The 25,124-nt window shown below is 68.7% G+C and carries 20 protein-coding genes; 12 read left to right on the top strand and 8 right to left on the bottom strand.

The genetic code is table 11. The features are described 5' to 3' along the window. Nucleotides 1–477 precede the first annotated feature (477 nt). Nucleotides 478–960 carry an Lrp/AsnC family transcriptional regulator gene (locus J8I33_RS01815; protein ID WP_006479115.1) on the bottom strand — a complete coding sequence of 161 codons (483 nt, stop codon included), beginning with the start codon at nucleotides 958–960 and terminating at the stop codon, nucleotides 478–480. 285 nt (nucleotides 961–1,245) lie between these two features. On the opposite strand from J8I33_RS01815, the gene J8I33_RS01820 reads away from it, so the two are divergent. The 3 genes from J8I33_RS01820 to J8I33_RS01830 all read left to right on the top strand — a co-directional run bounded on the left by J8I33_RS01820 (nucleotide 1,246) and on the right by J8I33_RS01830 (nucleotide 4,566). Further along, nucleotides 1,246–1,911 carry a LysE family translocator gene (locus tag J8I33_RS01820; protein WP_209932772.1) on the top strand — a complete coding sequence of 222 codons (666 nt, stop codon included), beginning with the start codon at nucleotides 1,246–1,248 and terminating at the stop codon, nucleotides 1,909–1,911. Nucleotides 1,912–2,001: 90 nt separating this feature from the next. Beyond that, nucleotides 2,002–2,433 (top strand): YqaA family protein, encoded by a 432-nt coding sequence (locus tag J8I33_RS01825; protein ID WP_050010979.1) that lies wholly within the window; start codon nucleotides 2,002–2,004, stop codon nucleotides 2,431–2,433. 138 nt (nucleotides 2,434–2,571) lie between these two features. Then, nucleotides 2,572–4,566, top strand: coding sequence for a methyl-accepting chemotaxis protein (locus J8I33_RS01830; protein ID WP_209932774.1), 1,995 nt, complete (start codon nucleotides 2,572–2,574; stop codon nucleotides 4,564–4,566). A gap of 37 nt (nucleotides 4,567–4,603) precedes the next feature. Here J8I33_RS01830 and J8I33_RS01835 read toward each other — a convergent pair whose 3' ends face one another. After that, the gene (locus J8I33_RS01835) at nucleotides 4,604–6,256 is read right to left on the bottom strand and encodes an acyl-CoA synthetase (protein WP_050010977.1); all 1,653 of its coding nucleotides are present in this window, start codon (nucleotides 6,254–6,256) and stop codon (nucleotides 4,604–4,606) included. Between the two features lie 168 nt (nucleotides 6,257–6,424). Between J8I33_RS01835 and J8I33_RS01840 the strand changes: the two genes are divergently transcribed. The 7 genes from J8I33_RS01840 to J8I33_RS01870 all read left to right on the top strand — a co-directional run bounded on the left by J8I33_RS01840 (nucleotide 6,425) and on the right by J8I33_RS01870 (nucleotide 16,200). Further along, on the top strand, nucleotides 6,425–7,168 hold the full coding sequence (locus J8I33_RS01840) for a Crp/Fnr family transcriptional regulator (protein ID WP_050010976.1): 744 nt from the start codon (nucleotides 6,425–6,427) through the stop codon (nucleotides 7,166–7,168). A gap of 185 nt (nucleotides 7,169–7,353) precedes the next feature. After that, entirely contained in the window at nucleotides 7,354–10,521 is a 3,168-nt protein-coding gene (locus tag J8I33_RS01845; protein WP_209925253.1) for an efflux RND transporter permease subunit, read from the top strand. A gap of 36 nt (nucleotides 10,522–10,557) precedes the next feature. Further along, on the top strand, nucleotides 10,558–11,787 hold the full coding sequence (locus J8I33_RS01850) for an efflux RND transporter periplasmic adaptor subunit (RefSeq protein ID WP_050010974.1): 1,230 nt from the start codon (nucleotides 10,558–10,560) through the stop codon (nucleotides 11,785–11,787). Nucleotides 11,788–11,792: 5 nt separating this feature from the next. After that, complete coding sequence (locus J8I33_RS01855) at nucleotides 11,793–13,304, top strand: efflux transporter outer membrane subunit (RefSeq protein WP_209932943.1); 1,512 nt, start codon at nucleotides 11,793–11,795, stop codon at nucleotides 13,302–13,304. A 33-nt stretch (nucleotides 13,305–13,337) separates the two neighbouring features. Further along, nucleotides 13,338–14,033, top strand: a complete 696-nt coding sequence (locus J8I33_RS01860) for a heavy metal response regulator transcription factor (RefSeq protein ID WP_124554216.1) — start codon at nucleotides 13,338–13,340, stop codon at nucleotides 14,031–14,033. Continuing rightward, nucleotides 14,030–15,514: a heavy metal sensor histidine kinase gene (locus J8I33_RS01865; protein WP_209932776.1), complete on the top strand. Its 1,485-nt coding sequence runs from the start codon at nucleotides 14,030–14,032 to the stop codon at nucleotides 15,512–15,514. Before J8I33_RS01860 ends, J8I33_RS01865 begins: the two co-directional genes overlap by 4 nt. Nucleotides 15,515–15,612: 98 nt before the next feature. Continuing rightward, nucleotides 15,613–16,200, top strand: coding sequence for a LysE family translocator (locus J8I33_RS01870; protein WP_050010964.1), 588 nt, complete (start codon nucleotides 15,613–15,615; stop codon nucleotides 16,198–16,200). A gap of 12 nt (nucleotides 16,201–16,212) precedes the next feature. On the opposite strand, the gene J8I33_RS01875 is transcribed toward J8I33_RS01870, so the two are convergent. Beyond that, nucleotides 16,213–17,058 (bottom strand): AraC family transcriptional regulator, encoded by an 846-nt coding sequence (locus J8I33_RS01875; protein WP_209932778.1) that lies wholly within the window; start codon nucleotides 17,056–17,058, stop codon nucleotides 16,213–16,215. Nucleotides 17,059–17,218: 160 nt separating this feature from the next. Between J8I33_RS01875 and J8I33_RS01880 the strand changes: the two genes are divergently transcribed. Then, nucleotides 17,219–18,013, top strand: coding sequence for an SDR family oxidoreductase (locus J8I33_RS01880; RefSeq protein ID WP_050010962.1), 795 nt, complete (start codon nucleotides 17,219–17,221; stop codon nucleotides 18,011–18,013). Between the two features lie 39 nt (nucleotides 18,014–18,052). Here J8I33_RS01880 and J8I33_RS01885 read toward each other — a convergent pair whose 3' ends face one another. The 5 genes from J8I33_RS01885 to J8I33_RS01905 form a co-directional block, all read right to left on the bottom strand. Beyond that, a complete protein-coding gene (locus tag J8I33_RS01885) occupies nucleotides 18,053–18,427 on the bottom strand; it encodes a hypothetical protein (RefSeq protein ID WP_089489329.1) in 375 nt (124 codons plus the stop codon). 220 nt (nucleotides 18,428–18,647) lie between these two features. Then, nucleotides 18,648–19,718, bottom strand: coding sequence for an AI-2E family transporter (locus J8I33_RS01890; RefSeq protein ID WP_050010960.1), 1,071 nt, complete (start codon nucleotides 19,716–19,718; stop codon nucleotides 18,648–18,650). Nucleotides 19,719–19,857: 139 nt separating this feature from the next. After that, nucleotides 19,858–20,967, bottom strand: coding sequence for an NADH:flavin oxidoreductase/NADH oxidase (locus J8I33_RS01895; RefSeq protein ID WP_209925273.1), 1,110 nt, complete (start codon nucleotides 20,965–20,967; stop codon nucleotides 19,858–19,860). Nucleotides 20,968–21,105: 138 nt separating this feature from the next. Further along, entirely contained in the window at nucleotides 21,106–21,792 is a 687-nt protein-coding gene (locus J8I33_RS01900; protein ID WP_050010958.1) for a type 1 glutamine amidotransferase domain-containing protein, read from the bottom strand. A gap of 373 nt (nucleotides 21,793–22,165) precedes the next feature. After that, a complete protein-coding gene (locus J8I33_RS01905) occupies nucleotides 22,166–23,194 on the bottom strand; it encodes a substrate-binding domain-containing protein (protein WP_209932780.1) in 1,029 nt (342 codons plus the stop codon). A gap of 187 nt (nucleotides 23,195–23,381) precedes the next feature. On the opposite strand from J8I33_RS01905, the gene J8I33_RS01910 reads away from it, so the two are divergent. Then, on the top strand, nucleotides 23,382–24,965 hold the full coding sequence (locus tag J8I33_RS01910; protein WP_050010956.1) for a glycoside hydrolase family 68 protein: 1,584 nt from the start codon (nucleotides 23,382–23,384) through the stop codon (nucleotides 24,963–24,965). Nucleotides 24,966–25,124 lie beyond the last annotated feature (159 nt).

Raw genomic sequence — 25,124 nt, forward strand, 5'->3', positions numbered from 1 at the left:
ACCTCGAGAACTGCGAAGTCATCGCTGAAGCACACGCGCGCCTGCCGCGCTGAGCGGAGCGCCGGTCGCCTGATTCGCTTGCGCTGACGCGCGCCGACCGCGGCTGTTGCGCGGCGTATTGGACGGGCGCGCCGGTCATGTAGAAAGAGGCCGGGGTCGTCCTTCCCGGCCGGATGCGCTCACCGCATCGGAAGCGTTTCAACGTCGTCTCGAGGCCGTGTTTCAGGCCGAAGCCGGCGCCGATTCGCATCGGCGCGGATCGTCGTCAGGCGGTTGTCCGGGCGGGAAGCCATTCTTCCCTTCCTGCGCGCGCTGGCGCCGGGCCATGCCGGACGGAAGATTCATCCGTTTTTGTGCTCCCGCGGGCCGTCTGCCCGGCGAGCCTTTCCTGTAAGCCGTTCGCCGGTTTTTCTCCGCGCCCGGGTCCGATCGCACCCGCCGTCGTTACAGCGACGGCCGCGCTCCTGTCTCTCCCCGTCACACCTGAATCGAAGGCACGTCCTTCATGCACCGCAGCGCGAACATCGAACGGCTGTGACGGATGCTCGAAATCCGGTACAGCTTTTCGCGCAGGAAGCGCTCGTAGCCGGCCGTGCCGTCCACCGCGACCTTGATCCAGTAGTCGTACTCGCCCGACACCAGATACGCCTCGAGCACCTCGGGCAGCGCCGCCAGTTCGGCGCCGAAGCGCGCCAGCGCGTCGTCTTCATGGCGATCGAGCGTGACTTCGAGGATCACGATGTCCGCGTAGCCGAGCTTGCGCTGGTTGACCAGCGCGACATAGCCGTCGATGTAGCCGTCGAGTTCGAGTTGCCGCGTGCGGTTCCAGCAGGCGGTGGTCGACATGCCGATCTGTTCGGCCAGTTCGGCGTTCGACAGACGCGCATTTTTCTGCAATGCACCGAGGATCTTGCGGTCCTGATTGTCGAGCGTTTTCGGCGTGCGTTCGCGGGTAGCCATGATGAGAAGAATCTTCTACTAAAAATGGGCATTCTATCTGAACGACATTCCGGTTTCAGGCCTGTTTTGCTGGAAAACAGGAAGCCTTTTAACCGGCCCGCTTGATACATTTTCTCCATGCCTGCTGCCCGGCACGCTCCCCGCGATCACCCCCTCGCAACGGGACGCACGGCCGCAATCACGAGTTGCGGTGCCGGCCGGCAGGCATGCGATTCCCCGCCGCCCGCACGCCTATCCGACCGCGTGCGGGGCCGGTGCCTGCTTCCCCGTTCCTGCCCGTCCGTCATGTCGTTCAAGCTTTATCTGTCGTTCCTCGCTGCTTCCGTCGTCCTCATCTACGCACCCGGCCCCGTCAACCTGCTCACGATGAACCAGGCGCTGCGCACCGGCTGGCGCCGCGCGCTGCCGTGCGTCTGGGGCGGCACGCTCGCCGTGCTGCTGCAACTCGCGCTGACCGCGCTGTGCCTGAATTCGCTGGTCCACCTCGACGAACACGCGCTCACCGTGCTGCGCTGGGCCGGCGCCGCGTATCTCGTCTGGCTCGGCGCCAAGCAATGGCTGAGCCGCGCGCCGGCCGGCGCAGCCGCGGCGCCGGCCGAGGCCGGCATCACCGGCACCGGAACGGCAATCGCCGCGCCGGACGCCGACACCGGACGCACGCTATTCTGGCGCGGCGTCGCGACTTCCGGTCTGAATCCGAAGACGCTGCTGTTCTTTCCGTCGTTCTTTCCGCAGTTCATCAGCCCGACTGCCGACTGGAACCTGAACCTTCAATATCTGCTGCTCGCCGCGACGTTCGCGCTGCTGTTCGCGGGCGGCGTCGCGTCGATGGCGCTGTTCTCGCACCGGCTGAGCCGCGCGTTGCAGCGGCCGGCGCGGATGCGTGCGATGAACCGCGTGACGGGCGGGCTGCTCGTCGGAATGGGCGCGATCATGGTCGGCTGGAACTGAGCACCGCCGACGCGTTTCTTTTCACGCGACCGCACGACCGCACGACCGCACGCCCCGCACCGGCGGCGACGCCGCCAGTACAATCGCGCGATGTCCGAATTGCTCACTTACGGCGGCCTGTTCGCCGTGTCGATGGTCGCCGCGACCCTGTTTCCGCTCCAGTCCGAAGCCGTGCTCGCCGGCCTGCTGCTCGCCGGCCGCGAACCCGTGTGGGCGCTGGTGCTCGTCGCGAGCGTCGGCAATGTCGCCGGCTCGGCGATCAACTGGGCGCTCGGGCGCGGCATCGAGCACTTTCGCGAGCGCCGCTGGTTTCCGGTCAAGCCGTCCGCGCTCGCGCGCGCCGAGGGCTGGTATGCGCGCTACGGCCGCTGGTCGCTGCTGCTGAGCTGGGCGCCGGTGATCGGCGATCCGCTGACGATGATCGCCGGCGTGCTGCGCGAGCCGCTGCCGACCTTTCTCGTCATCGTGACGATCGCAAAGGTCGGCCGCTATCTGGCCGTCGCGTGGCTCGTCACGCACTGACCTCCGCCCTCCCTTCGCCCGCCTGCCGGTCCGCGATGCGCGACAGCCGCTAAAGATTTCGCGAAAGTTGCCGTATTAACGGGTCCACGAGCGGTGACGCGTGCGTTCCGCCCCCTCTCACTCCACTCAGGATGTTCCATGAGACTGACCCAATTGGGCCGGGTGAGCGTCGGCGCGCGTCTGGCCGCGCTCGCGTGCACGCTCGTCGCCCTGCTGTTTACCGTGTTCGCGTGGACGCTCGCCCATTTCGCCGGCCAGCAGCTCGCCGAAGAAGCGCACCTGCGGATCGACGACAGGGAGCAGTCGATCCGCGCGATGGTCGACCTGTTCGACAAGGCGCTGACCGCCGAAGCCAGCCGTTCGATGTCGCTGTTCGCGAGCTTCCTGCCGGCCGATTTCTCGCTCGACGCGGCACGCACCGTCGATATCGGCGGCGTCGCCGCGCCGACGCTCCTCGCGGGCGGCCAGCCGCTCGACCTCGATTACTCGATTCCCGATCAGTTCCTGAAGAAAAGCGGCGCGATCGCGACGATCTTCGCGCGCGACGGCGACGACTTCGTGCGCATCACGACGTCGCTGAAGAAGCAGGACGGCGCGCGCGCCGTCGGCACCAAGCTCGACCGCGCGGGCCCCGCGTATGCGCCGCTGGTCGCGGGGCGCAGCTATACGGGCCTCGCGAAGCTGTTCGGCCGGTCGTACATCACGCAGTACAAGCCGGTGACCGACGCGACCGGCCGCGTGATCGGCGCGCTGTTCGTCGGCCTCGACATCGGCGCCGAGCTCAAGCTGGTCGAGGACGGCATCCGCTCGCTGAAGATCGGCGACAACGGCTACTACTTCGTGCTCGATGCATCGCAGGGCCCGTCGCGCGGCGCCTTCGTCGTGCATCCCGACGCGGCGGGCCAACCGGCCGACAACACGCGCGCGCCCTACGCGCAGATGCTCGCGACGGCCCAAGGCCGGCTCGCATACACGTCGACCGACCCGGCCGCGCACGACGCTGGCCCGACCGCGAAAGTCGTGTCCTTCACGACGATTCCGCAGTGGCAATGGCTCGTCGGCGGCATCGCGCTCGACGACGAACTGCTCGCCACGATGCGCGCCACCCGCAACCGCTTCCTGATGATCGGCGCCGTGCTGGTCGCGGCGTTCGCGACGCTGTTCGTGATCGTCGTGCGTCGCGTCGTGAGCCGGCCGCTGGAAGCCGCCGCCCGCGCGTCCGAGCGCTATGCGGCAGGCGATCTCAGCGTGCGCATTCGCGACAGCGCGGGCGCGGGCGCGGTCGAGCAAGGCAGCGCGGGCAACGACGAGATCGGCCGGCTCGTGCAGGCGGTCGACGGGATCGGCGACGGCCTCGCGCGGATCGTCGCGCAGGTGCGCAACAGCGCGGCCGACATCGCGCACGGTACGGTCGGCATCGCGGCCGGCAGCGGCGACATCGCCGCGCGGATCGCGACGCAGGCGAGCAGCGTCGAGCAGACGGCCGCGAGCATGGAGCAGATCACCGCCGCCGTGCAGCAAAGCGCCGAGCACGCGGCGCAAGCCAACGCGCTGGTCGCGGACGCATCGGCCGCCGCGACGAACGGCGACGCCGCAGTGCAGCGCGTGGTCGCGACGATGGACGACATCGGCCGCGCGACGCGCCGGATCGCGGAGATCACCGGCGCGATCGAAGGCATCGCGTTCCAGACCAACATCCTCGCGCTGAACGCGGCCGTCGAGGCCGCCCGCGCGGGCGAACACGGCAAGGGCTTCGCGGTGGTCGCGGCCGAGGTGCGCGCGTTGGCGCAGCGCAGCGCGGCCGCGGTCAAGGAGATCGACGCGCTGAGCGCCGAATCGTCGACGACCGTCGAACAGGGTTACCGGATCGCGGACGCCGCGCGCGGCACGATGCGCGACATCGTCGCGCGGGTCGACCAGGTCCGCACGCTGATCGGCGAGATCAGCGCGGCGTCGCGCGAACAATCGACCGGGATCGAGCAGGTGAACCTGGCCGTCACGCAGATCGGCGAAGCGACACAGCAGAATGCGACGCTGATCTCCGATGCCGAGCGCGCGGCCGTCGCGTTGCGGGACCAGGCCGCGCAGTTGTCGGACGCGGTCAGCGTGTTCCGGCTCGAACGCAACGCGTGACGGGCGACCGATGATCGACCTGGGCCGGGCGGCTCGCTTACTTCTTGTCGCCCGCCAGGTCGATCGCCTTGTCCGAGCCGACCGCATGGCGCAACTGGAACTTCTGGATCTTGCCGGTCGATGTCTTCGGCAGCTCGCCGAAGCGCACGACCTTCGGCACCTTGAAGCCCGCGAGCAGTTGCCGGCAGTGCGCGACGATCTCCGCCTCGGTCGCGCTCGCGCCTTCGCGCAGCTCGACGAACGCGCACGGCACCTCGCCCCACTTCGGGTCGGGCATCGCGACGACAGCCGCCACGGCTACCGCCGGATGCCGGTACAGCGCGTCCTCGACCTCGATACTCGAGATGTTCTCGCCGCCGGAGATGATGATGTCCTTCTTGCGATCCTTGATCCGGATATAGCCGTCCGGCATCAGCACCGCGAGATCGCCGGTATGGAACCAGCCGCCGTGGAACGCCTCGTCGGTCGCCTTCGGGTTCTTCAGGTAGCCCTTCATGCAGATGTTGCCGCGGAACATGATCTCGCCGAGCGTCTCGCCGTCGGCCGGCACCGGCGTCATCGTGTCGGGATCGAGCACCGTCGCGCCCGCTTCGAGGTGGTAGCGCACGCCCTGGCGCGCATTGAGCCGCGCGCGTTCCTCGTCGGAGACGGCGTCCCAGTGCGCCTGCTTCGCGCAGACGGTCGCCGGGCCGTAGACCTCGGTCAGCCCGTACACGTGCAGCAGGTCGAAGCCGATTTCCTTCATTTTCGCGATCACGGCCGGCGCGGGCGCCGCGCCGGCGACCATCGCGTGCACCGTATGGTCGATCCCCGCGCGCAACTCGGCCGGCGCGTTCGCGATCGCGCTCTGCACGATCGGCGCGCCGCAGTAATGCGTGACGCGCTCGCGGCGGATCAGGTCGAACACGGTCTTCGCGTCGAACTTGCGCAGGCACACGTTCACGCCCCCGCGCGCCGCGACGGCCCACGGGAAACACCAGCCGTTGCAGTGAAACATCGGCAGCGTCCACAGATACACCGCGTGCTTCGGCATGTCCCATTCGAGGATGTTACTGATCGCCGCGAGATACGCGCCGCGATGGTGGTAGACGACGCCCTTCGGATCGCCGGTCGTGCCCGACGTGTAGTTCAGCGCGATCGCCTCCCATTCGTCGGCGGGCGGCGTCCACGCGTAGCCGGCGTCGCCGCCCGCCACGAATGCCTCGTAGTCGGTCGCGCCCGCGAAACGGTCGGGGTCGGCCGGCATCGCGTCGGCCACGCTGACGATCTTCAGGCCCGGCACCTCGAGCGCCGCGCGATGCGCGAGCTCCGCGTATTCGGTGTCGACGATCAGCACCTTCGCCTCGCCGTGACGCAGCATGAACAGCACCGACGACACGTCGAGCCGCGTGTTGATCGTGTTCAGCACGGCGCCGGCCATCGGCACGCCGAAGTGCGCCTCGACCATCGCCGGGATGTTCGGCAGCAGCGCCGCGACCGTGTCGCCGCGACCGACACCGGCCTGCGCGAGCGCGCTCGCCAGCTGCTTCGCGCGCGTGCAGGTCTCGCCCCACGTGCGCCGCACGTCGCCGTGCACGATCGCGAGGCGCTCGCCGTAGACTTCGGCCGCGCGGATCAGGAAATCGATCGGCGTGAGCGGTACGTAGTTGGCATCGCGGCGGCCGAGCCCGGCCTCGAACATCTGCGTCATGATCCTGTCTCCCGTGTTCTGTCGACCGGGATGCGTGCACCCCGGATCGTCTTGATGTGGTTCAATGGCCGACAGCCTAACGGGCGCTATTGTGAGCCGTCTGTCGTCGAAACGACAGAGTGCCGCTCAGGCGCTGCGCGTTATCCCTATCCTCGCAAACCCGCACCCATGCACGACCATCCCGACGCGGCCGCCCGGCCAGCCGATACGCTCCCCGAACCGGGCCCGCTGCCGCCGCTCGCGACGCTGTTCGGCCAGTGCGCGTGGTTCCGCACGCTGGCGCCCGAACACCAGGCGCTCGTGCTCGCCCAGTCGCACGTCGTGCAGTGCGACGCCGGCGACGTGATCGCGCGCCGGCTCGCGCCGTCCGCATACTGGATCGGCGTCCATCAAGGGCTGCTGAAGCTCGCGATCTTCAACGTGTCGGGGCGCGGCTGCACGTTTTCCGGCGTGCCGTCGGGCGGCTGGTTCGGCGAAGGCAGCGTGATCAAGCGCGAGCTGCGCAAGTACGAGGTCGTCGCGATCCAGCGCTCGACCGTGCTGTTCGTGCCGGTCGACACGTTCCATGCGCTGCTCGACACGAGCCTGCCGTTCACGCGCTTCGTGATTCATCAGCTGAACAACCGGATGGGCGAATTCATCGCGTCGATCCAGAACAGCCGGCTGCTCGACGTCGATGCGCGCGTCGCGCAGGCGCTCGCGCAGCTCTTCAACCCCGCGCTGTATCCGGATACCGGCCCGTCGCTGTCGATCTCGCAGGAGGAACTGGGGATGCTCGTCGGCGTGTCGCGCCAGCGGATCAACCAGGCGCTGCAGCAGCTCGAGAAGCTCGGCGCGCTGCGGCTCGCGTACAACCAGATCGAGGTCGTCGATCTCGACGCGCTCGCGCGCTTCGGCATGGAGCAGCTGTGAGCGCCGCCCGCTGCACGAAACCGTCGCCATCGCGGCCGCGCATTCCTTCTGCGGAATCGGCCGAAGGCCGGCGTGCCCCAACCTGACCATTCCGCCAGTTTCGCGACAGTAACCCGTTGCGGGCCGACGCCTATCATTCGGGTTCCCTTCACCGACGCCCGATCACCGCCTGCCCCGCTGCCTCCATGTGGATCGTCAATCTCGCGCTCAGGCGCCCCTACACGTTCATCGTGATGGCCATCATGATCGTGCTGGCCACCCCGCTTGCGCTGATGCGCACACCGGTCGACGTGCTGCCCGCGATCAACATCCCCGTGATCAGCGTGATCTGGAATTACAGCGGCTTCTCCGCGACGGAGATGACGAATCGCATCACGTCCGTCCATGAACGGATCCTGACGACGACCGTCAACAACATCCAGCACGTCGAATCGACGTCGCTGCCCGGCATCGCGGTCGTGAAGGTGTTCCTGCAACCGGGCGCGAACGTGCAGACGGCGATCGCGCAGACGGTGTCGTCCGCGCAGGCGATCGTGCGGCAGATGCCGCAGGGCGCGACGCCGCCGCTCGTGATCACCTATTCCGCGTCGAGCATTCCGGTGATCCAGCTCGGGCTGTCGAGCAAGACGCTCAGCGAACAGTCGCTCGCCGACATCGCGCTCAACTTCCTGCGCCCGCAGCTGATCACGGTGCCGGGCGTGCAGATTCCGTTTCCGTACGGTGGCCGCACGCGCGTGGTCGCGATCGACCTCGATCCGCAGGCGCTGCAAGCGAAGGGCCTCACGCCGGCCGACATCGTCAACGCGGTCAATGCGCAGAACCTCGTGCTGCCGACCGGCACAGCGAAGATGGGGCAGACCGAATACCGGATCGACACGAACGCGTCGGCCGATACGGTCGCCGACATCAGCAACCTGCCGGTCCAGACGATCAACGGCGCGACGACCTACCTGCGCGAGGTCGCGGCGGTGCGCGACGGCTTCGCGCCGCAGACCAACGTCGTGCGCCAGAACGGCCAGCGCGGCGTGCTGATCTCGATCCTGAAAAGCGGCGACGCGTCGACGCTCAAGGTCGTGTCGGACCTGAAGGCGCTGCTGCCGAAGGTGATCCCGACGCTGCCCGAAGGGCTCACGATCACGCCGCTGTTCGACCAGTCGGTGTTCGTCAACGCGGCCGTCCAGGGCGTGATCCACGAGGCGCTGATCGCCGCCGTGCTGACCGCGATGATGATCCTGCTGTTCCTCGGCAACTGGCGCAGCACGCTGATCATCGCGATCTCGATCCCGCTGTCGATCTTCACGTCGCTGATCGCGCTGTCCGCGCTCGGCGAGACCATCAACATCATGACGCTGGGCGGGCTCGCGCTCGCGGTCGGCATTCTCGTCGACGATGCGACCGTCACGATCGAGAACATCGAGCGGCACTTACACCTCGGTACCAACCTGCACGAAGCGATCCTCGAAGGCGCCGGCGAAATCGCGGTGCCCGCGCTCGTGTCGACGCTGTGCATCTGCATCGTGTTCGTGCCGATGTTCTTCCTGACCGGCGTCGCGCGCTTCCTGTTCGTGCCGCTCGCGGAAGCCGTCGTGTTCGCGATGCTCGCGTCGTACGTGCTGTCGCGCACGCTGGTGCCGACGCTCGCGATGCTGCTGTTCCGCCCGCAGCAGGCGAGCACCGGCCCCGCCGCTTCGACGTCGCGCTTCGCGCGCATCCATCACGCGTTCAACCATGCGTTCGAACGGCTGCGCGCGTGGTACATCGTGCTGCTCAGCATCCTGCTCGTGCGCCGCCGCTTCTACGCGCTGTGCTTCCTCGCCTTCTGCGTGCTGTCGACGGGCCTCGTGTTCGTGCTCGGCCGCGACTTCTTCCCGAACGCCGATTCCGGCAACCTCCGGCTGCACGTGCGTGCGCCGACCGGTTACCGGATCGAGGAAACCGCGCGGCTCGCCGACCAGGTCGAGCGCGTGATCCGCGAAACCGTGCCGCCCGACGAGCTCGGCGCGATCGTCGACAACCTCGGGCTGCCGGTGAGCGGCATCAACCTGTCGTACAGCAACGCCGGCACGATCGGCACGCTCGACGGCGAGCTGCTGATCGCGCTGAAGCCCGGCCACCGCGCGACCGCGCACTACGTCGAGACGCTGCGCACGCTGCTGCCGCAACGCTTCCCGGGCGTCGAGTTCTTCTTCCAGCCGTCGGACATCATCACGCAGATCCTCAACTTCGGGCAGCCGGCCGCGATCGACGTGCAGGTGCTCGGCAACGATCTCGCGAGTAACATGACCATTGCGAGCAGCCTGATGAAAAAGATCAGGCAAATCCCCGGCGCCGTCGACGTACACGTGCTGCAACGCAACGACGAACCGACCCTGCTGGCCGACATGGACCGTACGCGCATGCAGCAGCTCAATCTCTCCGCGCAGAACGTCGCGCAGAACATGCTGATCTCGCTGTCGGGGAGTTCGCAGACGACGCCGTCGTTCTGGATCAACCCGCGCACCGGCGTCCAGTATCCGCTGCAGATCCAGACCCCGCAATACAACCTGTCGTCGGTCGACGACCTGCTCGGCACGCCGATCTCCGCCAGCGGCCGCACGGGCATGCCGCTGCAACTGCTCGGCAACCTGGTGCAGGTGCGCAGCACCGTGAACCCGGCCGTGATCACGCACTACAACATTCGCCCGGCGATCGACGTGTACGTGAGCGTCGAGGGCCGCGATCTCGGCGCGGTCGCGGGCGAGATCGACCGCATCGTGGCCGACGCGCGCGCGACGCTGCCGCGCGGCACCGACCTCACGATGCGCGGCCAGATCGAGACGATGCGCACGTCGTATGTCGGCCTCGGCGCGGGCGTCGCGATGGCGATCGTGCTCGTCTACCTGTTGATCGTCGTCAATTTCCAGTCGTGGCTCGACCCGCTGATCATCATCAGCGCGATGCCGGCCGCGCTCGCCGGCATCGCTTGGATGCTGTTCGTCACCGGCACGCACCTGAGCGTGCCCGCGCTGACGGGCGCGATCATGACGGTCGGCGTCGCGACCGCGAACAGCATTCTCGTCGTGTCGTTCGCGCGCCAGCGCCTCGCGGCCGGCGCGCCGCCGCTCACGGCCGCGCTCGAAGCCGGCGCGACACGGATCCGTCCGGTGCTGATGACGGCGCTCGCGATGATCATCGGGATGGTGCCGATGGCGCTCGGTCTCGGCGAAGGCGCCGAGCAGAACGCGCCGCTCGGCCGCGCGGTGATCGGCGGGCTGCTGTTCGCGACCGTTTCGACGTTGCTGTTCGTGCCGCTCGTGTTCGGCGGCGTGCATGCGCGACTGGCCCGGCGACGCGCGCGCCAGGCCGGTCACTGACTTTCGCCCCACTACCCGGTTGAACTGGTTGAATTCATGGAAGAGAAACATCACAGCGCCGTCGGCATCCAGGTGGACGAACACGGCATGCACCTGCCGGCGCGCGCGTCGGTGTCGCGACGCGGCCGGATCGTCGTGATCGTGATCGGCGTGCTGCTGGCCGCCGGCGCCGCGCGCACCCTCGTCGTCAACGTGCTGAACCGGCATCGCCTCGACGCGGTCGCCGAGCAGAACACGCGCCAGTACGTGAGCGTCGTGCACCCGGTAGACGCGGCCACCGGCGGCAAGCTGACGCTGCCCGGCACGCTGCGCGGCTTCGTCGAGGCGCCGATCTATGCGCGCGCCAGCGGCTACGTGCTGCGCTGGCAGGCCGACATCGGCGCGCACGTGAAGCAGGGGCAAACGCTCGCCGAACTCGACACGCCGGAGCTGAACCAGGAACTCGCGCAGGCCACCGCGCAACGCCAGCAGGCGCAAGCGTCGCTGGCGCTCGCGAAGACGTCGTTCGACCGCGCGCAGCAGTTGCGCCAGCGCGATGCCGTGTCTCAGCAGGAACTCGACGACCGGCAAGGCGCGTTCAACCAGGGCACCGCGAATCTCGCCGCGGCCGACGCGAACATGCGCCGCCTCACCGAGTTGAAGGGCTTCCAGCGGATCGTCGCGCCGATCGACGGGATCGTCACGCAGCGCAACGTCGACGTCGGCGATCTCGTCAATTCCGGCAACGCCGGCCGCTCGCTGTTCACGGTCGTGCAGGCCGACCGGCTGCGCCTGTACGTGCAGGTGCCGCAGGCGTATGCACAGCAGATCAAGGTCGGCCAGCACGTGAGCGTCGCGCAGGCCGAGCTGCCGGGGCGGACCTTCGACGGCACGATCACGCGCACGTCGCAGGCGATCGACGTCGCCACGCGTTCGCTGCAGATCGAGATCACGCTGCCGAACCCGGACGGGCGGCTGCTGCCCGGCGCGTACGTGCAGGCGACGCTGCCGATGACGCCGGTCGGCCGCCTGCAGGTGCCGGCCAATACGCTGCTGTTCCGCGCCGAAGGCCCGACGGTCGCGACCGTCGATGCGAACGGCAAGGTCCGGCTGAAACAGGTGACGGTCGTGCGCACGATCGGGCAGACGCTCGAAGTCGACGGGCCGATCACGCCGAACGATCGCCTCGTCGCGAACCCGAGCGACGCGCTCGCGACCGGCGACGCGGTCGTCGTGCAGGCGCCGGCGGCGCAGCCGGCCTCGGCCGTCGCGGGAGCGAAGTCGTGAGTGCGATACGCACGCGCGTGCACCCGGCCGCGATCGGCGCCGTCGCGATCGTCGCGGCGGCGGTGCTCGCCGGCTGCACGGTCGGCCCGGATTACCGGCGCCCGGCCGTCGACACGCCGGCCGCGTGGCGGCTCGATCCGGCCGACGCATACTGGCAGCCGGCCGCGCCGGCCCGCGCGCCGCTCGATCCGGCCTCGTGGACCGCGTTCGGCGACACCCAGCTCGACGCGCTGGAAGCCGATGCGCTGCGCAACAACCAGAACCTGAAGGCGGTCGCCGCGCGCTACGACCAGGCGAAGGCGACGCTCGCGTCGGTCGCATCCGCGCAGTATCCGGCCGTCGGGCTGAACGCGAGCGGCCAGCGCTTCAAGATTTCCGCCGACCGGCCGCAGACCAACTACGCGACGAAGAGCATGTCGACCGTGCAGAACGAGATCCAGGTCGGCGCGGCGGTCAGCTACGAACTCGACCTGTTCGGCCGCGTGCGGCGCAACGTCGAAGCCGCGCAGGCCAGCTCCGAGCAGGCGCGCGACGATTTCGCGAACGCGCGCCTCGTACTCGGCGCCGATCTGGCGTCGAGCTATTTCGCGCTGCGCGAGCTCGACACCGAGATCGACGTCGTCAGGCGTTCGATCGAACTGCAACAAAAGGCGCTCGACTACGTGAGCGCGCGCCACGACCTCGGCGCGGTGTCGGGTCTCGACCTGTTGCAGCAGCGCGCGCAGCTCGACGCGACGCGCACGCAGGCGCAGTTGCTGATTCAGCAGCGCGCGCAGGTCGAAACCGCGATCGCGACGCTGGTCGGCACGCCGGCCCCCGCGTTCTCGCTGCCGCCGCGCGTGGTGCCGATCAACGCGCCCGCGCTGCCGACCGGCATGCCGAGCGACCTGCTGCAGCGGCGCCCCGACGTCGCGTCGGCCGAGCGCGCGATGGCCGCCGCGAACGCGCAGATCGGCGTCGCGCGCGCCGCGTATTTCCCGCGCATCACGCTGTCGCCGGACATCGGCTGGGACGCGACGCGCTTCGCGGGCCTGTTCACCGTGCCGGCGCTGCTGTGGTCGGTCGGCGGGTCGCTCAGCCAGCCGCTGTTCGAGGGCGGCAAGCTGAAGGCCGGCGTCGATTTCGCGCAGGCCGGCTACGTCGCCGCGCAGGCCAGCTACCGGCAGACCGTGCTCACCGCGTTCCAGGAGGTGCAAAATGCGGTGACCGGCCTGTCGGTGCTCGCGCAAGCGGCGCAGCAGGCGTCGGCGGCCGTCGACGACGCGCGCAAGCTCGTGTCGCTCGCACAGGACCGCTACGCGGGCGGCCTGACGCCGTTCATCGACGTGCTGACGGCCCAGCAGCAACTGCTGACGAGCGAGCGCCAGGCCGTGCAGATCCAGGGCCAGCGCGCGGCGCTCGTCGTGTTTCTCGCGAAGGCGCTCGGCGGCGGCTGGGACGGCGATGCGTCTAACGGCCCCGCGCCGTCCGACGTCGCGTCGGCGGCCCCGCCGCGCGACGCGGGCGTCGGCCCTTGACCCGCCCTTAACCCGGTTACGCGGACAACGAACATGAAAGTGCTGATCGTCGAAGACGAACCGAAAGTCGTCGAATACCTGAAGAGCGGCCTGACCGAGGAAGGCTGGGTCGTCGACACCGCGCTCGACGGCGAGGACGGCGCGTGGAAAGCCGTCGAATTCGACTACGACGTGGTCGTGCTCGACGTGATGCTGCCGAAGCTCGACGGCTTCGGCGTGCTGCGCGCGTTGCGCGCGCAGAAGCAGACGCCGGTGATCATGCTGACCGCGCGCGACCGCGTCGACGACCGCGTGCGGGGCTTGCGCGGCGGCGCCGACGACTACCTGACCAAACCCTTCTCGTTCCTCGAACTGATCGAACGGCTGCGCGCGCTCACGCGCCGCGCGCGCGTGCAGGAATCGACGCTGATCTCGATCGGCGACCTGCGCGTCGACCTGATCGGCCGCCGCGCGACCCGCGACGGCACGCGCCTCGACCTGACCGCGCAGGAATTCCAGCTGCTCGGCGTGCTCGCGCGGCGCAGTGGCGAGGTGCTGTCGAAAACGACCATCGCCGAACTCGTGTGGGACGTGAACTTCGACAGCAACGCGAACGTCGTCGAGACGGCGATCAAGCGCCTGCGCGCGAAGCTCGACGGCCCGTTCGCGGACAAGCTGCTGCACACGATCCGCGGGATGGGCTACGTGCTCGAGGCGCGCGAGGACGGCGACGTGGAGCGACACGCATGAAACGCTCGATCGCCCTGCGCCTGTCGGCGATGTTCGGCATCGTGTCGCTGCTCGTGTTCACGCTGGTCGGCTGCGGGCTGTTCGTGATGATGGAGCGCCAGTTGCTCGCCGAGCTGCGCGCGACGATCGACACGCGCGCGAAGGTCGCGCAGATGATCGTGTCGCATGCGACCACGGCCGCGCGCGGCCGCGTGATGCAGGAAAAGCTCGCCGACCTCGAACCGCCCGACGGGTCGACGCGCTATCAGGTCGACAGCCCCGACGCCGCTTTCCGCTTCGGCCATCCCGTCGACGGTGTGCCCGACGGCAAGCCATTCGGTGCGTTCCAGCAGTACGCGCTCAACAACAGCAGCTACAACGTGATGACGAAGACCGTCGCGATCGCGGGCAGCGGCGAGCGCCCGGACGTGAAGCTGATCGTCGCGTCGTCGTGCGAGCGCACGCAGCGGATGCTGCGCCGTTTCGTGTGGACGCTGGCCGCGCTGATCGCGACGGCCACCGTCATCACGCTGCTGCTGAGCCGCGCGGTCGCGCGCTTCGGGCTCGCGCCGCTCGACCGGCTGTCGCAGGACGCGGCGAGCGTGAGCGCGACCAACCGTCGCCAGCGGTTGCACACCGACGCGCTGCCGACCGAGCTGCGCGATCTCGCGACGTCGTTCAACGGCGCGCTCGAACGCATCCAGCAAACCTACGCGCGGCTCGAAGCGTTCAACGCGGACGTCGCGCACGAGCTGCGCACGCCGATCAGCATCCTGATCGGCCAGACCCAGGTCGCGCTGACGAGCCGCGACCGCTCGGTCGACCGGATGCGCCAGACGCTGCAGTCGAACCTCGAGGAATTCGAGCGGCTGCGCGTGATCATCAACGACATGCTGTTCCTGTCGCGCAGCGACCGCGGCGAACGCGCGACCGACCTGAAGGACGTGTCGCTCGCCGACGAGGTGCGGCGCATGCTCGACTTCCTCGAAATCCCGCTCGACGAGGCGCAGTTGCGCGCCGAACTGCACGGCGATGCGCGCGCGGCCGTCGATCCGTCGCTGTTCCGCCGCGCGATGACGAACCTGCTGATCAACGCGATCCAGCATTCGGCGCCGGGCGCGACGCTGAACGTGACGATCGCGCGCCGCGACGCGCTCGTCGAGATGACCGTGTCGAACCCCGGCGAGCCGATCGATCCGGTGCAGCGCGCGCACGTGTTCGAGCGTTTCTACCGGCTCGAGGAAGCGCGCGCGAACAGCAAGGAAAACCACGGGCTCGGGCTGTCGATCGTCAAGGCCGTGGCCGAGATGCACGGCGGCGGCGTGTTCGTCGCGTGCTCGGGCGGCGTCAATACGTTCGGTTTTTCGGTGTCGACGCAACCGTGGCCGGGCGGGCCGCTGCGCGCGGCCGACGCCGCTGGCCCGGCCGGTTCCACCGATTCCACCGATTCCACCGATCCGCACGGCGTGCGACCGGCGCACGTGCCGCGCGCGTTGCACTGACGGCGGCGCGCACCGCCGAGGGCAGTTTTCTTCAATACGGGCCGACGCCGCGCCCGTAGTCTCGATGCGACTTTCAACATGTCGCATGGAGACACCTGATGAGCATGCTGGTTTCGATGGCCGCGTTCGCGCTCGCCTCGTCGATCACCCCCGGTCCCGTCAACATCGTCGCGCTCAGCGCGGGCGCGCGCCATGGCCTCGGCGCGAGCCTGCGCTACGCGGCCGGCGCCACGCTAGGCTTCGTCGCGCTGTTCCTGCTGATCGGCCTCGGCCTGCACGCGGCGCTCGCGCGCTGGCCCGCACTGACGACGGCCACGCAGTGGTCGGGGATCGCGTTCCTGCTTTACCTGGCGCTGCGGCTCGCGCTCGACGACGGCCGGCTCGCGGCCGATCCGGACGTGGCCGGCCCGTCGGCGGCGGCCGGCGCGGCGATGCAGTGGCTCAATCCGAAGGCGTGGCTCGCGTGCGTGGCCGCGATGGGCGCGTATGCGGCCGACGGCGACCGCGCGCAGGTCTGGCAGTTCGCCGCGCTGTATCTGGTGATCTGCTTCGCGTCGATCGCATGCTGGGGTTATGCGGGCGCGTCGCTGCGGCACCGGCTCGCGAACGCGCGGCGCATGCGCGTGTTCAACCGGCTGATGGCGCTGCTGCTCGCGGGCAGCGCGCTGTTTCTGCTCGACGTGTAGACACCGTTGCGTTCAGCGCCTCGCGCTGCGGTACTGCCCCGGCGTCGCGGCCGCGATTCGCCGGAATGCACGCTGGAAATGCGCCTGGTCCGCGAAGCCGGCGTCGAGCGCGACTTCGGCGATCGGCCGGCCGCGGCGCAACTCGGTGCGGCCGTACTGCACGCGCCGATCGATCAGGAACGCATGCGGCGTCATCCCGTAACGCGCATTGAACGCGCGGATCAGGTACGACGGCGACAGGTCGGCCGCCGCGCAGATCGCATCGAGCGTGATGGCCTCGCGGCAATGGGCGGCGATGTAGTCGGCCGCGCGCGCGAGCTTGGCGTTGTCGTCTCCGGGCCGTGGGTCGGGCAGTTCGCGGTCGAGCGCGCCGTGCAGCGCCGTGAAGAATTCGACCGCCGCGCTCTCCTTGCCGAGCGCATCGATGGCGGGCGACACCAGCGTGCGGTAGAAGCCGCCAAATTGCGCGAACAGATCGCCGCGCTCGGTCAACTTCGGCGAAAACCCGTGAAAATCGCGGTTCGGATCGCGGCCTAGCGAATGTTGCAGCCGCGCGAGCCACGGCACGTCGACATAGACCATCCGGTACGCCCACGCATCGGCACCGTACGGATTGCATGCGTGCACCTGCTCCGGATCGATGATCACGAGCACGCCGCGCCCGACGTGTGCGTGCGTCGCGCCGTTCACGTACGTGCTCGTGCCGCCGACGATCGCGCCCACCGAAAACGTGTCGTGCGTGTGCTTCGCGTAGCAGATCGCGCGCCCGTCGTCGACGGTGCGCGCCTCGATGAACGGCAGCGCGGTATCGCGCCAGAACGGCGACGGTACGGCGGATCGGTTGGCGGTACGGCTCACGCGGCGGGCTCCCGGTTCGAACGGCGAACGCTCACCGTACAAGACTGTGCGGCGCCGCGCAACAGCGAGCCGACGCTTCGCGGCTGGATCGCCTAAGCTTTGAATTCGGCCGCCGCGGCAGACGCGGCGGGTTCCGCGTCCTCTTCCCACCGGTACACACATGCAGATCGATCTGAAAGGCAAGACCGCGGTCGTCACCGCTTCCACCGCCGGCATCGGCTTCGCGATCGCCGAAGGGCTCGCGCGCGCCGGCGCGCACGTCGTCGTCAACGGCCGCAGCGACACGTCGGTGCAGTCTGCGCTCGGGAAACTGCGCGACGCCGTGCCCGGCGCAAGCTTCGACGGCGTCGCCGCCGACCTGTCCGACGCGGCCGGCGTCGCGCGCGTCACGCAGCACACGCCGAACGCCGACATTCTCGTCAACAACGCGGGCATCTACGGCCTGAAGGCGTTCTTCGACATCGACGACGCCGAATGGGAACATTTTTTCCAGATCAACGTGATGTCCGGCGTGCGGCTCGCGCGGCATTACCTCAAAGGGATGATCGAACGCAATGCCGGGCGCATCGTGTTCATTTCGTCGGAATCGGGCCTGAACATCCCCGTCGACATGATTCATTATGGGTTCACGAAAACCGCGCAGTTGTCGATCGCGCGCGGCCTCGCGAAGCTCGCGGCCGGCACCCGCGTGACCGTCAATTCGGTGCTGCCGGGGCCGACGATGTCGGAAGGCGTGCGCGAGATGCTGAAGGCGCAGGCCGACGAAACGGGCCGCAGCATCGACGACATTGCCGTGGAGTTCGTGCGCAGCGAACGCGCGAGCTCGATCATCCAGCGGCCGGCGACGACGGAGGAAGTCGCGAACCTGGTCGTGTACGTATGCTCGCCGCAGGCGTCGGCCACGACCGGCGCGGCATTGCGCGTCGACGGCGGCGTGGTCGACACGATAGCGTGACGGCCGGATGACGCGCTCGCGCCGCGCGTGGCCGCCGCCCTAGCGCGACGCGCGCTTGCCGGACTGGAGCGTGCCCTTGCGATCGGCGTCCATGCAGGTATCGAAGCCGGACTGCGTGACGACGCCGGCCTTGTCGAACACGACGAAGTACGCGCGGTGATCGTTGCCGTGCTCGATAAAGTAGTTGTAGCAGACGCCGCCGCCGTTACGGACCATCCAGACGCTGCGCGGGTTGCCGGCGACGCGGACGACGTCGGCGCGCGTCGCGCCGTGCCGCGACGCGGCCCGTGCAAGCGGCGTGCGCGAATACGAGAACGGCAGCCACGAGTCGAACCACGCACAGCCATGCAACATCAGGCAACTGGCGGCCAGGGACAGCGTCGCTGCGGGACGGGCCATCGGAATCAATCGCATGCTCGGGAAATCTGCTGCGCCATACCGGCGTGATCGAAAACCCCATGCTACTCGACCTTTGGGTCCGGATCGAAAAGAAATGTAGAGATCTTTATCCGAATCCCTGCGTTTGCAGGCCTTCGCGCCGGCCGAATCGTCATCAATCGTTGCAGCCGGCGCGCGCGCATGCGCATCCGCACCGCCGCACCGTCGTATCGAACCAGTGCAACGGCATGCGCGATCAGGCGATCCATTCGGCCCACAGCATCGTCAGCACCGTCATCAGCGCGGGGCCGACGAACAGCCCGATCAAGCCGAACGTCTCGGCGCCGCCGAGGATGCCGAACAGCACGAGCAGGAACGGCAGCCGCGTCGAACCGCCGATCAGCACCGGCCGCACGAAATGCTCGGCGACGAACACGACGACGAACCCGAGCGCCGCGATCGCGACGGCCCACATGGTCGCCCCCTGCACGAACAGCCAGAGCGCCGCACCGCAGAACACGACCGGCGCGCAGAACGGCAGCATCGCGGCGACGGCCGTGACGAGCCCGAGCAGCGCCGCGTGCGGCACGCCCGCGAGCGCGTAGGCGATGCCGAGCAGCGCGCCCTCGCCGAGCCCGACGACGACGAGCCCCGTCACCGTGCCGTACACGGCCGCGACCATGCGCTCGATCAGTTCCGCGCCGTTACGCCCGAACGCACGCCGCGCGCCCTGCAGCAACGCGCCCGACAGCTTGTGGCCGGCGCGCAGGATCACGAACAGCGTGACGAGCATGAAACCGAATTCGAGCAGCACGTGCGCGAGCTTCGTGCCGAATTGCCGGCCGAACGCGATGAATTTCTCGCTATTGACGCCGTGCATCGCGGTGGCCGCATGCAGCGGATGGCCGAGATTGGCCTGCCACCATTCGGTGATCTGCGCGGCGCCGTACGGCAACCGGCCGATCACGTCCGGCAGCGGGATGCCGTTGTCCTGGATCGTGTGCAGCCACTCGCGCAGGTCGTGCGCCTGCGCGATCGCCTGGGTCGTCGCGACCGCCACCGGCAGCACCACGAGCAGCGAGATCGCTGCCGTGATGACGGTCGCGATCAGCGTCGGCCGATTGCGGAACAGCCGGTGCGATTCGAAGCACTTCAGCAGCGGCCACATCGCGATGGCGATCACGCACGCCCATGCGATGGCGGGAAGGAAGTCGCGGATCACCCACAGCGCGAGCACGAGCAGCGCCGCATACAGCGCGATGCGGGCGACCTGCTGGGCGCGCGGCCGCGCGGCGGAATCGGAAGACGACGGGACATGTGCGCCCATGGCACCTCTGTCGAAATGAAAAAATGGCGGTTCGCCCAGGCAATCGCCCGGACGAACCGCCATTCTATCCATCGGCGCCGGATCGGCGGCACGCGCGCTCGATGCGCAGACCACCCGACGCCGCGTCGACGCGCGCCGCTCAGGCCACCTTGTCGGCGATCCGGTAGCGCTCGAGCCAGTGCGCGTACGGCGCGGGCAGCGTCCACGACGGACGCTCGACGCCGAGCTGCTTGGCCGCGTAGTACGGCCAGTGCGGGTCGGCCAGGTGCGCTCGGCCGACCATCACGAGATCGAGCTGTTCCTGCGCCACCACGCGGTTCGCCAGTTGCGGCGTATCGATTCCCCATGCGGACGACACCGGCAAGCCGGCCTCGCGGCGCACGCGTTCGGCGACCGGCGCCAGGAACGCCGGCCCCCACGGAATCTGCGCGTCGGGCGTCGAGAAGCCGACCGACACGCTCAGCATGTCGAGCCCTTCGAGCTTCATCCGCTGCGTGAGCGCGATCGACTCGGCGAGCGTCTCTTCGTCGCGGCCGTCGTATTCGATCACGCCGAGGCGCGCGGTCAGCGGCAAATGCTCGGGCCAGACCTTGCGAACGGCCGCGAGCGTGTCGACGAGGAAGCGGCCGCGGTTGTCGGCCGAACCGCCGTATTCGTCGGTGCGCCGGTTCGAGTGCACCGAGAAGAAGCTCTGGCCGAGATAGCCGTGCGCGAAGTGCAGTTCCAGCCATTCGAAACCGAGGTCGCGCGCACGCCGCGCCGCCGCGACGAAATCGGCCTGCACGCGGGCGATGTCGTCGTGCGTCATTTCGCGCGGCACCTTCGGCAGGTGCGCGCCGAACGGCACGGCCGACGGGGCGATGGTCTGCCAGCCGCGCGGATCGCCGTCGGCGATATGGTCGTCGCCTTCCCACGGGCGGTTCGCGCTGGCCTTGCGGCCCGCGTGCGCGATCTGGATGCCGGGCACCGCGCCGGCCGCCTTGATCGCCGCGACCGACGGCGCGAAGGCTTCGGCCTGCGCGTCGTTCCACAACCCCGCGCAGCCCGGCGTGATGCGGCCTTCCGGCGACACGGCCGTCGCCTCCGCGATCACGAGGCCCGCGCCGCCGCGCGCGATGCCGGCCAGATGCACGTGATGCCAGTCGTTGACGACGCCGTCTTCGGCGACGTACTGGCACATCGGCGGCACCGCGATGCGGTTGCGCAGCGTGACATCCTTGAGTTTGAACGGTTCGAACAGGGCAGACATCCACGACTCCTTGATTGGGTCCTGCAAAACGGGGAATGCGTCGTGCGGGGCGCACGGCGCAACGATGCGGGCCGTCGGCGGGCCGGCTGCGCCCGGCGACGGCAAGGACGCGGCGCCGGCCGGGCCGGCGCCATGTGTTCAGCGGTGGCCGAGCTTCGCGAGCAGCGCCTCGGCCGCGGGCGCCGACGACGCCGGGTTCTGCCCGGTGATCAGCAGCCCGTCGGTGACGACATGCGGCGCCCAGTCGGCGCTGCGCTCGAATTCAGCGCCGTTGGTCTTCAGCATGTCCTCGACGAGGAACGGCACGACTTCGGTCAGCTCGACCGCCGCTTCCTCGCTATTGGTGAAACCCGTCGCGCGCTTGCCGCGCACGACCGACTCGCCGGTCTGCGGGTTCTTCACGTGGCGCAGCACGCCCGGCGCGTGGCAGACCGCCGCGACCGGCTTGCCGGCCGCGAGCGTGCGCTCGATCAGGCCGATCGAATGCAGATCCTCGGCGAGATCCCACAGCGGGCCATGGCCGCCCGGGTAGAACACCGCGTCGTAGTCGTCCGCCGACACGTCGGCCAGCTTGCGCGTCGACGCGAGTTCGGCCTGGGCCGCCGCATCGGCGTCGAAGCGGCGCGTCGCGTCGGTCTGGGCCGTCGGGTCGCTGCTCTTCGGGTCGAGCGGCGGCTGGCCGCCCTTCGGCGACGCGAGCGTCAGCTCGACGCCCGCATCCTTGAACGTGTAGTACGGCGCGGCCAGTTCCTCGAGCCAGAAGCCGGTTTTCTTGCCGGTGTCGCCGAGCGTGTCGTGCGAGGTCAGGACAACCAGAATCTTCATGATCGGACACTCCTTCGAAAATGAACGGGGGAACGGAGCCGCACGTCGGCGCGGCGCGCCTGATGGTTAGTCCGCCCGCGCGCGGCAACGTGCGATTCATTCATCCGCATGCGATATAAACCTATTAGACCAGTCGTCTAGAAGTAGCCGAAATAAAACGACGGCGTCTCGCGGCATGAAACTGCCGGGGACGTCGCCGCATTCACAAGGACGGATGATAGCCGCGAATTAGACCGGTCGTCTAGAAGAACGCGTATTCGCCCCTGCCGTCGTCATGGCCTTTTCGACGGGGGCGGAGTCCGGCATCGCCGTCGCCGCCCTTCTCCGTTTGCCCGCAGCAGCCGGCCGCTGCAGCCGCGCCGGCTCCCGACGGCTACCCGCGCACAGGCCCGTCCGTGTCCCCCGCTTCGATGACTGGCGCTTCGAGCCGGTGATCGCGCACGCCGTCGTCCAGCAGCCGCAGCATCAGCTCCGCCAGCGCGCGGCCCGAGGCGTGCCCGGTCGGCTGCACGACCGCCGTGACACGATACGGGTGCCCGATATCGGGCGGCACGCCGTCGTAGACGATCAGCGACATATCGGCGCCCAGGCGCAGCCCGCTGTCGACCAGCGCGCGAAACGCGCCGCCGCCCGCGATGTTGTTGTCGACCAGCAGCGCGGTCGGCGGCTCGGCGCGCTCGAGCAGCGCCCGCGCCGCCTGCTGGCCGCCGTCGTGCGTAAACGCGCACTCGACGAGCAGCGCCGGATCGGCCTGGATACCGGCTTCGCGCAATGCCGACAGATAACCGGCGCGCCGCTGCGCGGCGAAATTCAGCGTCAGCGGCGCGCTGATCATCGCGATGCGCCGATGCCCGAAGCCGATCAGCCGGCGCGCCGCGTCGCGCGCGCCCGCCTCGTTGTCGAAGTCGAACCACGCATACGGGCCGGCCGCCTGCGTGCGGCCGTACGCGACATACGGAAACGCGCTCGCTTGCAGGTACGCGAGACGCGGATCGTCCACCTGCGTGCGCGCGACGATCAGCCCGTCGACGAGCTTGCCGTCGACGATGCGCCGATAGGTGTCCAGTTCCGCGTTCGGTCGCGCCGACGCGATGATGAAATCGAGATTGCGCTCGGCGAGCCGCTCGGTGATGCCCGCGACGACCTCGCCGAACCGTGGATCGCCGAGATCGCCGGCGCCGAACGGATAGACGATGCCGATCATGTCGGCCCGGCCGGTCGCCAGCCGGCGCGCGGTCGGATCGGCCACGTAGCCCATTTCGCGCGCGGCCTTCGCCACGCGCTCGCGCGTCGCCTCGCTGACGTCGTCGTAACCGTTCAACGCGCGGCTGACCGTCGTCCGCGACAGACCGAGCGCGTCCGACAGCGCCTTCAGATTCACCTTCACCGTCATTCCTCGCATTCGCCGATCCGCCCGGCCGCCCGAGGTCCGGGATGCGCCGACCGGGTAATTATTTCCATTGAGTAATCATTACCGTCAAATAAATATCTTTTGCGTTCCAAACCGGTTTGAAATAGCATCCAAACCGGTTTGGACATCGATGCCCACTCAGCCGTTCATTTTCACCTGCCAAGGAAACAACGACGAGATGACATACTTTCCCCTTTTCCGCCCGATCGCGGCCAAACGTTTGCTGCTCGCTGGCGGCGCACTCGCCGCCTTCGCGTCCGTCGCGCATGCGCAGTCCGGCGGCACGGGCGCGCCCGTGCCCACGCCCCATACGCAGCAAGCCTACGATCCCGAAGGCAACTTCACGATGCGCTGGACGCGCGCGGACATCCGCCAGATCGTCGCCCAGTCGCACACCGCCGGCGCCGACAAGAACTCGCTGCCGCAAGCGCTGACGATGCCGGACATCCCGCAGGACTTCCCGCTGATCAACTCGAACGTGTGGGTGTGGGACACGTGGCCGCTGGCCGACCTGCGCGCGAACCAGCTCAGCTACAAGGGCTGGGAGGTGATCTTCTCGCTCACCGCCGATCCGCACGCGGGCTACACGTTCGACGACCGTCACGTCCACGCCCGCATCGGCTTCTTCTATCGCCGCGCCGGCATCCCCGCGTCGCAGCGCCCCGCGAACGGCGGCTGGACCTGGGGCGGCCACCTGTTCCCCGACGGCGCGAGCGCCCGGGTGTTCGGCACCGCGCCGATGACCAACAACGCCGAATGGTCGGGCTCCGCGCGCCTCACGAACGGCAGCAACGTCAGCCTGTACTACACCGCGACGTCGTTCAACCGCTCGGCCCCCGGCGGCGCCGACATCACGCCGCCGCAGGCGATCATCACGCGCGCCGACGGCAACATCCACGCCGACGACAAGCATGTGTGGTTCACCGGCTTCGGCGATCACAAGGCGCTGCTGCAGCCGGACGGCAACTACTACCAGACCGGCCAGCAGAACACCTACTTCTCGTTCCGCGATCCGTTCGTGTTCACCGACCCCGCGCATCCGGGCAAGACCTACATGGTGTTCGAAGGCAACACCGGCGGCCCGCGCGGCGCACGCACCTGCACCGAGGCCGATCTCGGCTATGCACCCAACGATCCGAACCGCGAAGATCTCAACGCGGTGATGAATTCGGGCGCAGTGTATCAAAAGGCCAACGTCGGCCTCGCGGTCGCGACGAACCCGCAACTGACCGAGTGGAAGTTCCTGCCGCCGATCCTGTCGGCGAACTGCGTCGACGACCAGACCGAGCGCCCGCAGATCTACCTGAAGGACGGCAAGTACTACCTGTTCACGATCAGCCACCGCACGACGATGGCAGCCGGCGTCGACGGCCCGGACGGCGTGTACGGCTTCGTCGGCAACGGCATCCGCAGCGATTACCTGCCGCTGAACGGCGGCAGCGGCCTCGTGCTCGGCAACCCGACCGACTTCTCCGCACCGGCCGGCGCACCGTATGCGCAGGACCCGAACCAGAACCCGCGCGAATTCCAGTCGTATTCGCACTACGTGATGCCGGGCGGGCTCGTCGAGTCGTTCATCGACGCGATCGGCCCGCGCCGCGGCGGCACGCTCGCGCCGACGGTGAAGGTGAACATCAACGGCACGTCGACGGCGGTCGACCGCACGTATGGACGCGGCGGCCTCGGCGGCTACGGCGACATCCCGTCGAACCTGCCGGCGACGGGGGCCGGCCACAACGACGGCAACGGCCAGGCCAATTAACCAACAATAACCGTCGTCGATAAAGGCACGAGGTTCGGGAGTCGCGTATCGCGCGTGCCGCGTGCGCGCCTCCGCTTTTTTTCGACTTTCTTTTGACCGTTGCGCATGCCGCCGTTGCAGGCGGCCTGCGCCCTCCTTTCCCGCTTCGTCCGACGAAGC

The organism is Burkholderia sp. AcTa6-5 (assembly GCF_017815075.1).
GTDB lineage: Bacteria > Pseudomonadota > Gammaproteobacteria > Burkholderiales > Burkholderiaceae > Burkholderia > Burkholderia sola.

Coding starts and splice junctions, on each gene's coding strand:
- J8I33_RS01815 (WP_006479115.1), bottom strand. CDS start 960: ATGGCTACCCGCGAACGCACGCCGAAAACGCTCGACAATCAGGACCGC.
- J8I33_RS01820 (WP_209932772.1), top strand. CDS start 1,246: ATGTCGTTCAAGCTTTATCTGTCGTTCCTCGCTGCTTCCGTCGTCCTC.
- J8I33_RS01825 (WP_050010979.1), top strand. CDS start 2,002: ATGTCCGAATTGCTCACTTACGGCGGCCTGTTCGCCGTGTCGATGGTC.
- J8I33_RS01830 (WP_209932774.1), top strand. CDS start 2,572: ATGAGACTGACCCAATTGGGCCGGGTGAGCGTCGGCGCGCGTCTGGCC.
- J8I33_RS01835 (WP_050010977.1), bottom strand. CDS start 6,256: ATGACGCAGATGTTCGAGGCCGGGCTCGGCCGCCGCGATGCCAACTAC.
- J8I33_RS01840 (WP_050010976.1), top strand. CDS start 6,425: ATGCACGACCATCCCGACGCGGCCGCCCGGCCAGCCGATACGCTCCCC.
- J8I33_RS01845 (WP_209925253.1), top strand. CDS start 7,354: ATGTGGATCGTCAATCTCGCGCTCAGGCGCCCCTACACGTTCATCGTG.
- J8I33_RS01850 (WP_050010974.1), top strand. CDS start 10,558: ATGGAAGAGAAACATCACAGCGCCGTCGGCATCCAGGTGGACGAACAC.
- J8I33_RS01860 (WP_124554216.1), top strand. CDS start 13,338: ATGAAAGTGCTGATCGTCGAAGACGAACCGAAAGTCGTCGAATACCTG.
- J8I33_RS01865 (WP_209932776.1), top strand. CDS start 14,030: ATGAAACGCTCGATCGCCCTGCGCCTGTCGGCGATGTTCGGCATCGTG.
- J8I33_RS01870 (WP_050010964.1), top strand. CDS start 15,613: ATGAGCATGCTGGTTTCGATGGCCGCGTTCGCGCTCGCCTCGTCGATC.
- J8I33_RS01880 (WP_050010962.1), top strand. CDS start 17,219: ATGCAGATCGATCTGAAAGGCAAGACCGCGGTCGTCACCGCTTCCACC.
- J8I33_RS01885 (WP_089489329.1), bottom strand. CDS start 18,427: ATGCGATTGATTCCGATGGCCCGTCCCGCAGCGACGCTGTCCCTGGCC.
- J8I33_RS01890 (WP_050010960.1), bottom strand. CDS start 19,718: ATGGGCGCACATGTCCCGTCGTCTTCCGATTCCGCCGCGCGGCCGCGC.
- J8I33_RS01895 (WP_209925273.1), bottom strand. CDS start 20,967: ATGTCTGCCCTGTTCGAACCGTTCAAACTCAAGGATGTCACGCTGCGC.
- J8I33_RS01900 (WP_050010958.1), bottom strand. CDS start 21,792: ATGAAGATTCTGGTTGTCCTGACCTCGCACGACACGCTCGGCGACACC.
- J8I33_RS01905 (WP_209932780.1), bottom strand. CDS start 23,194: ATGCGAGGAATGACGGTGAAGGTGAATCTGAAGGCGCTGTCGGACGCG.
- J8I33_RS01910 (WP_050010956.1), top strand. CDS start 23,382: ATGACATACTTTCCCCTTTTCCGCCCGATCGCGGCCAAACGTTTGCTG.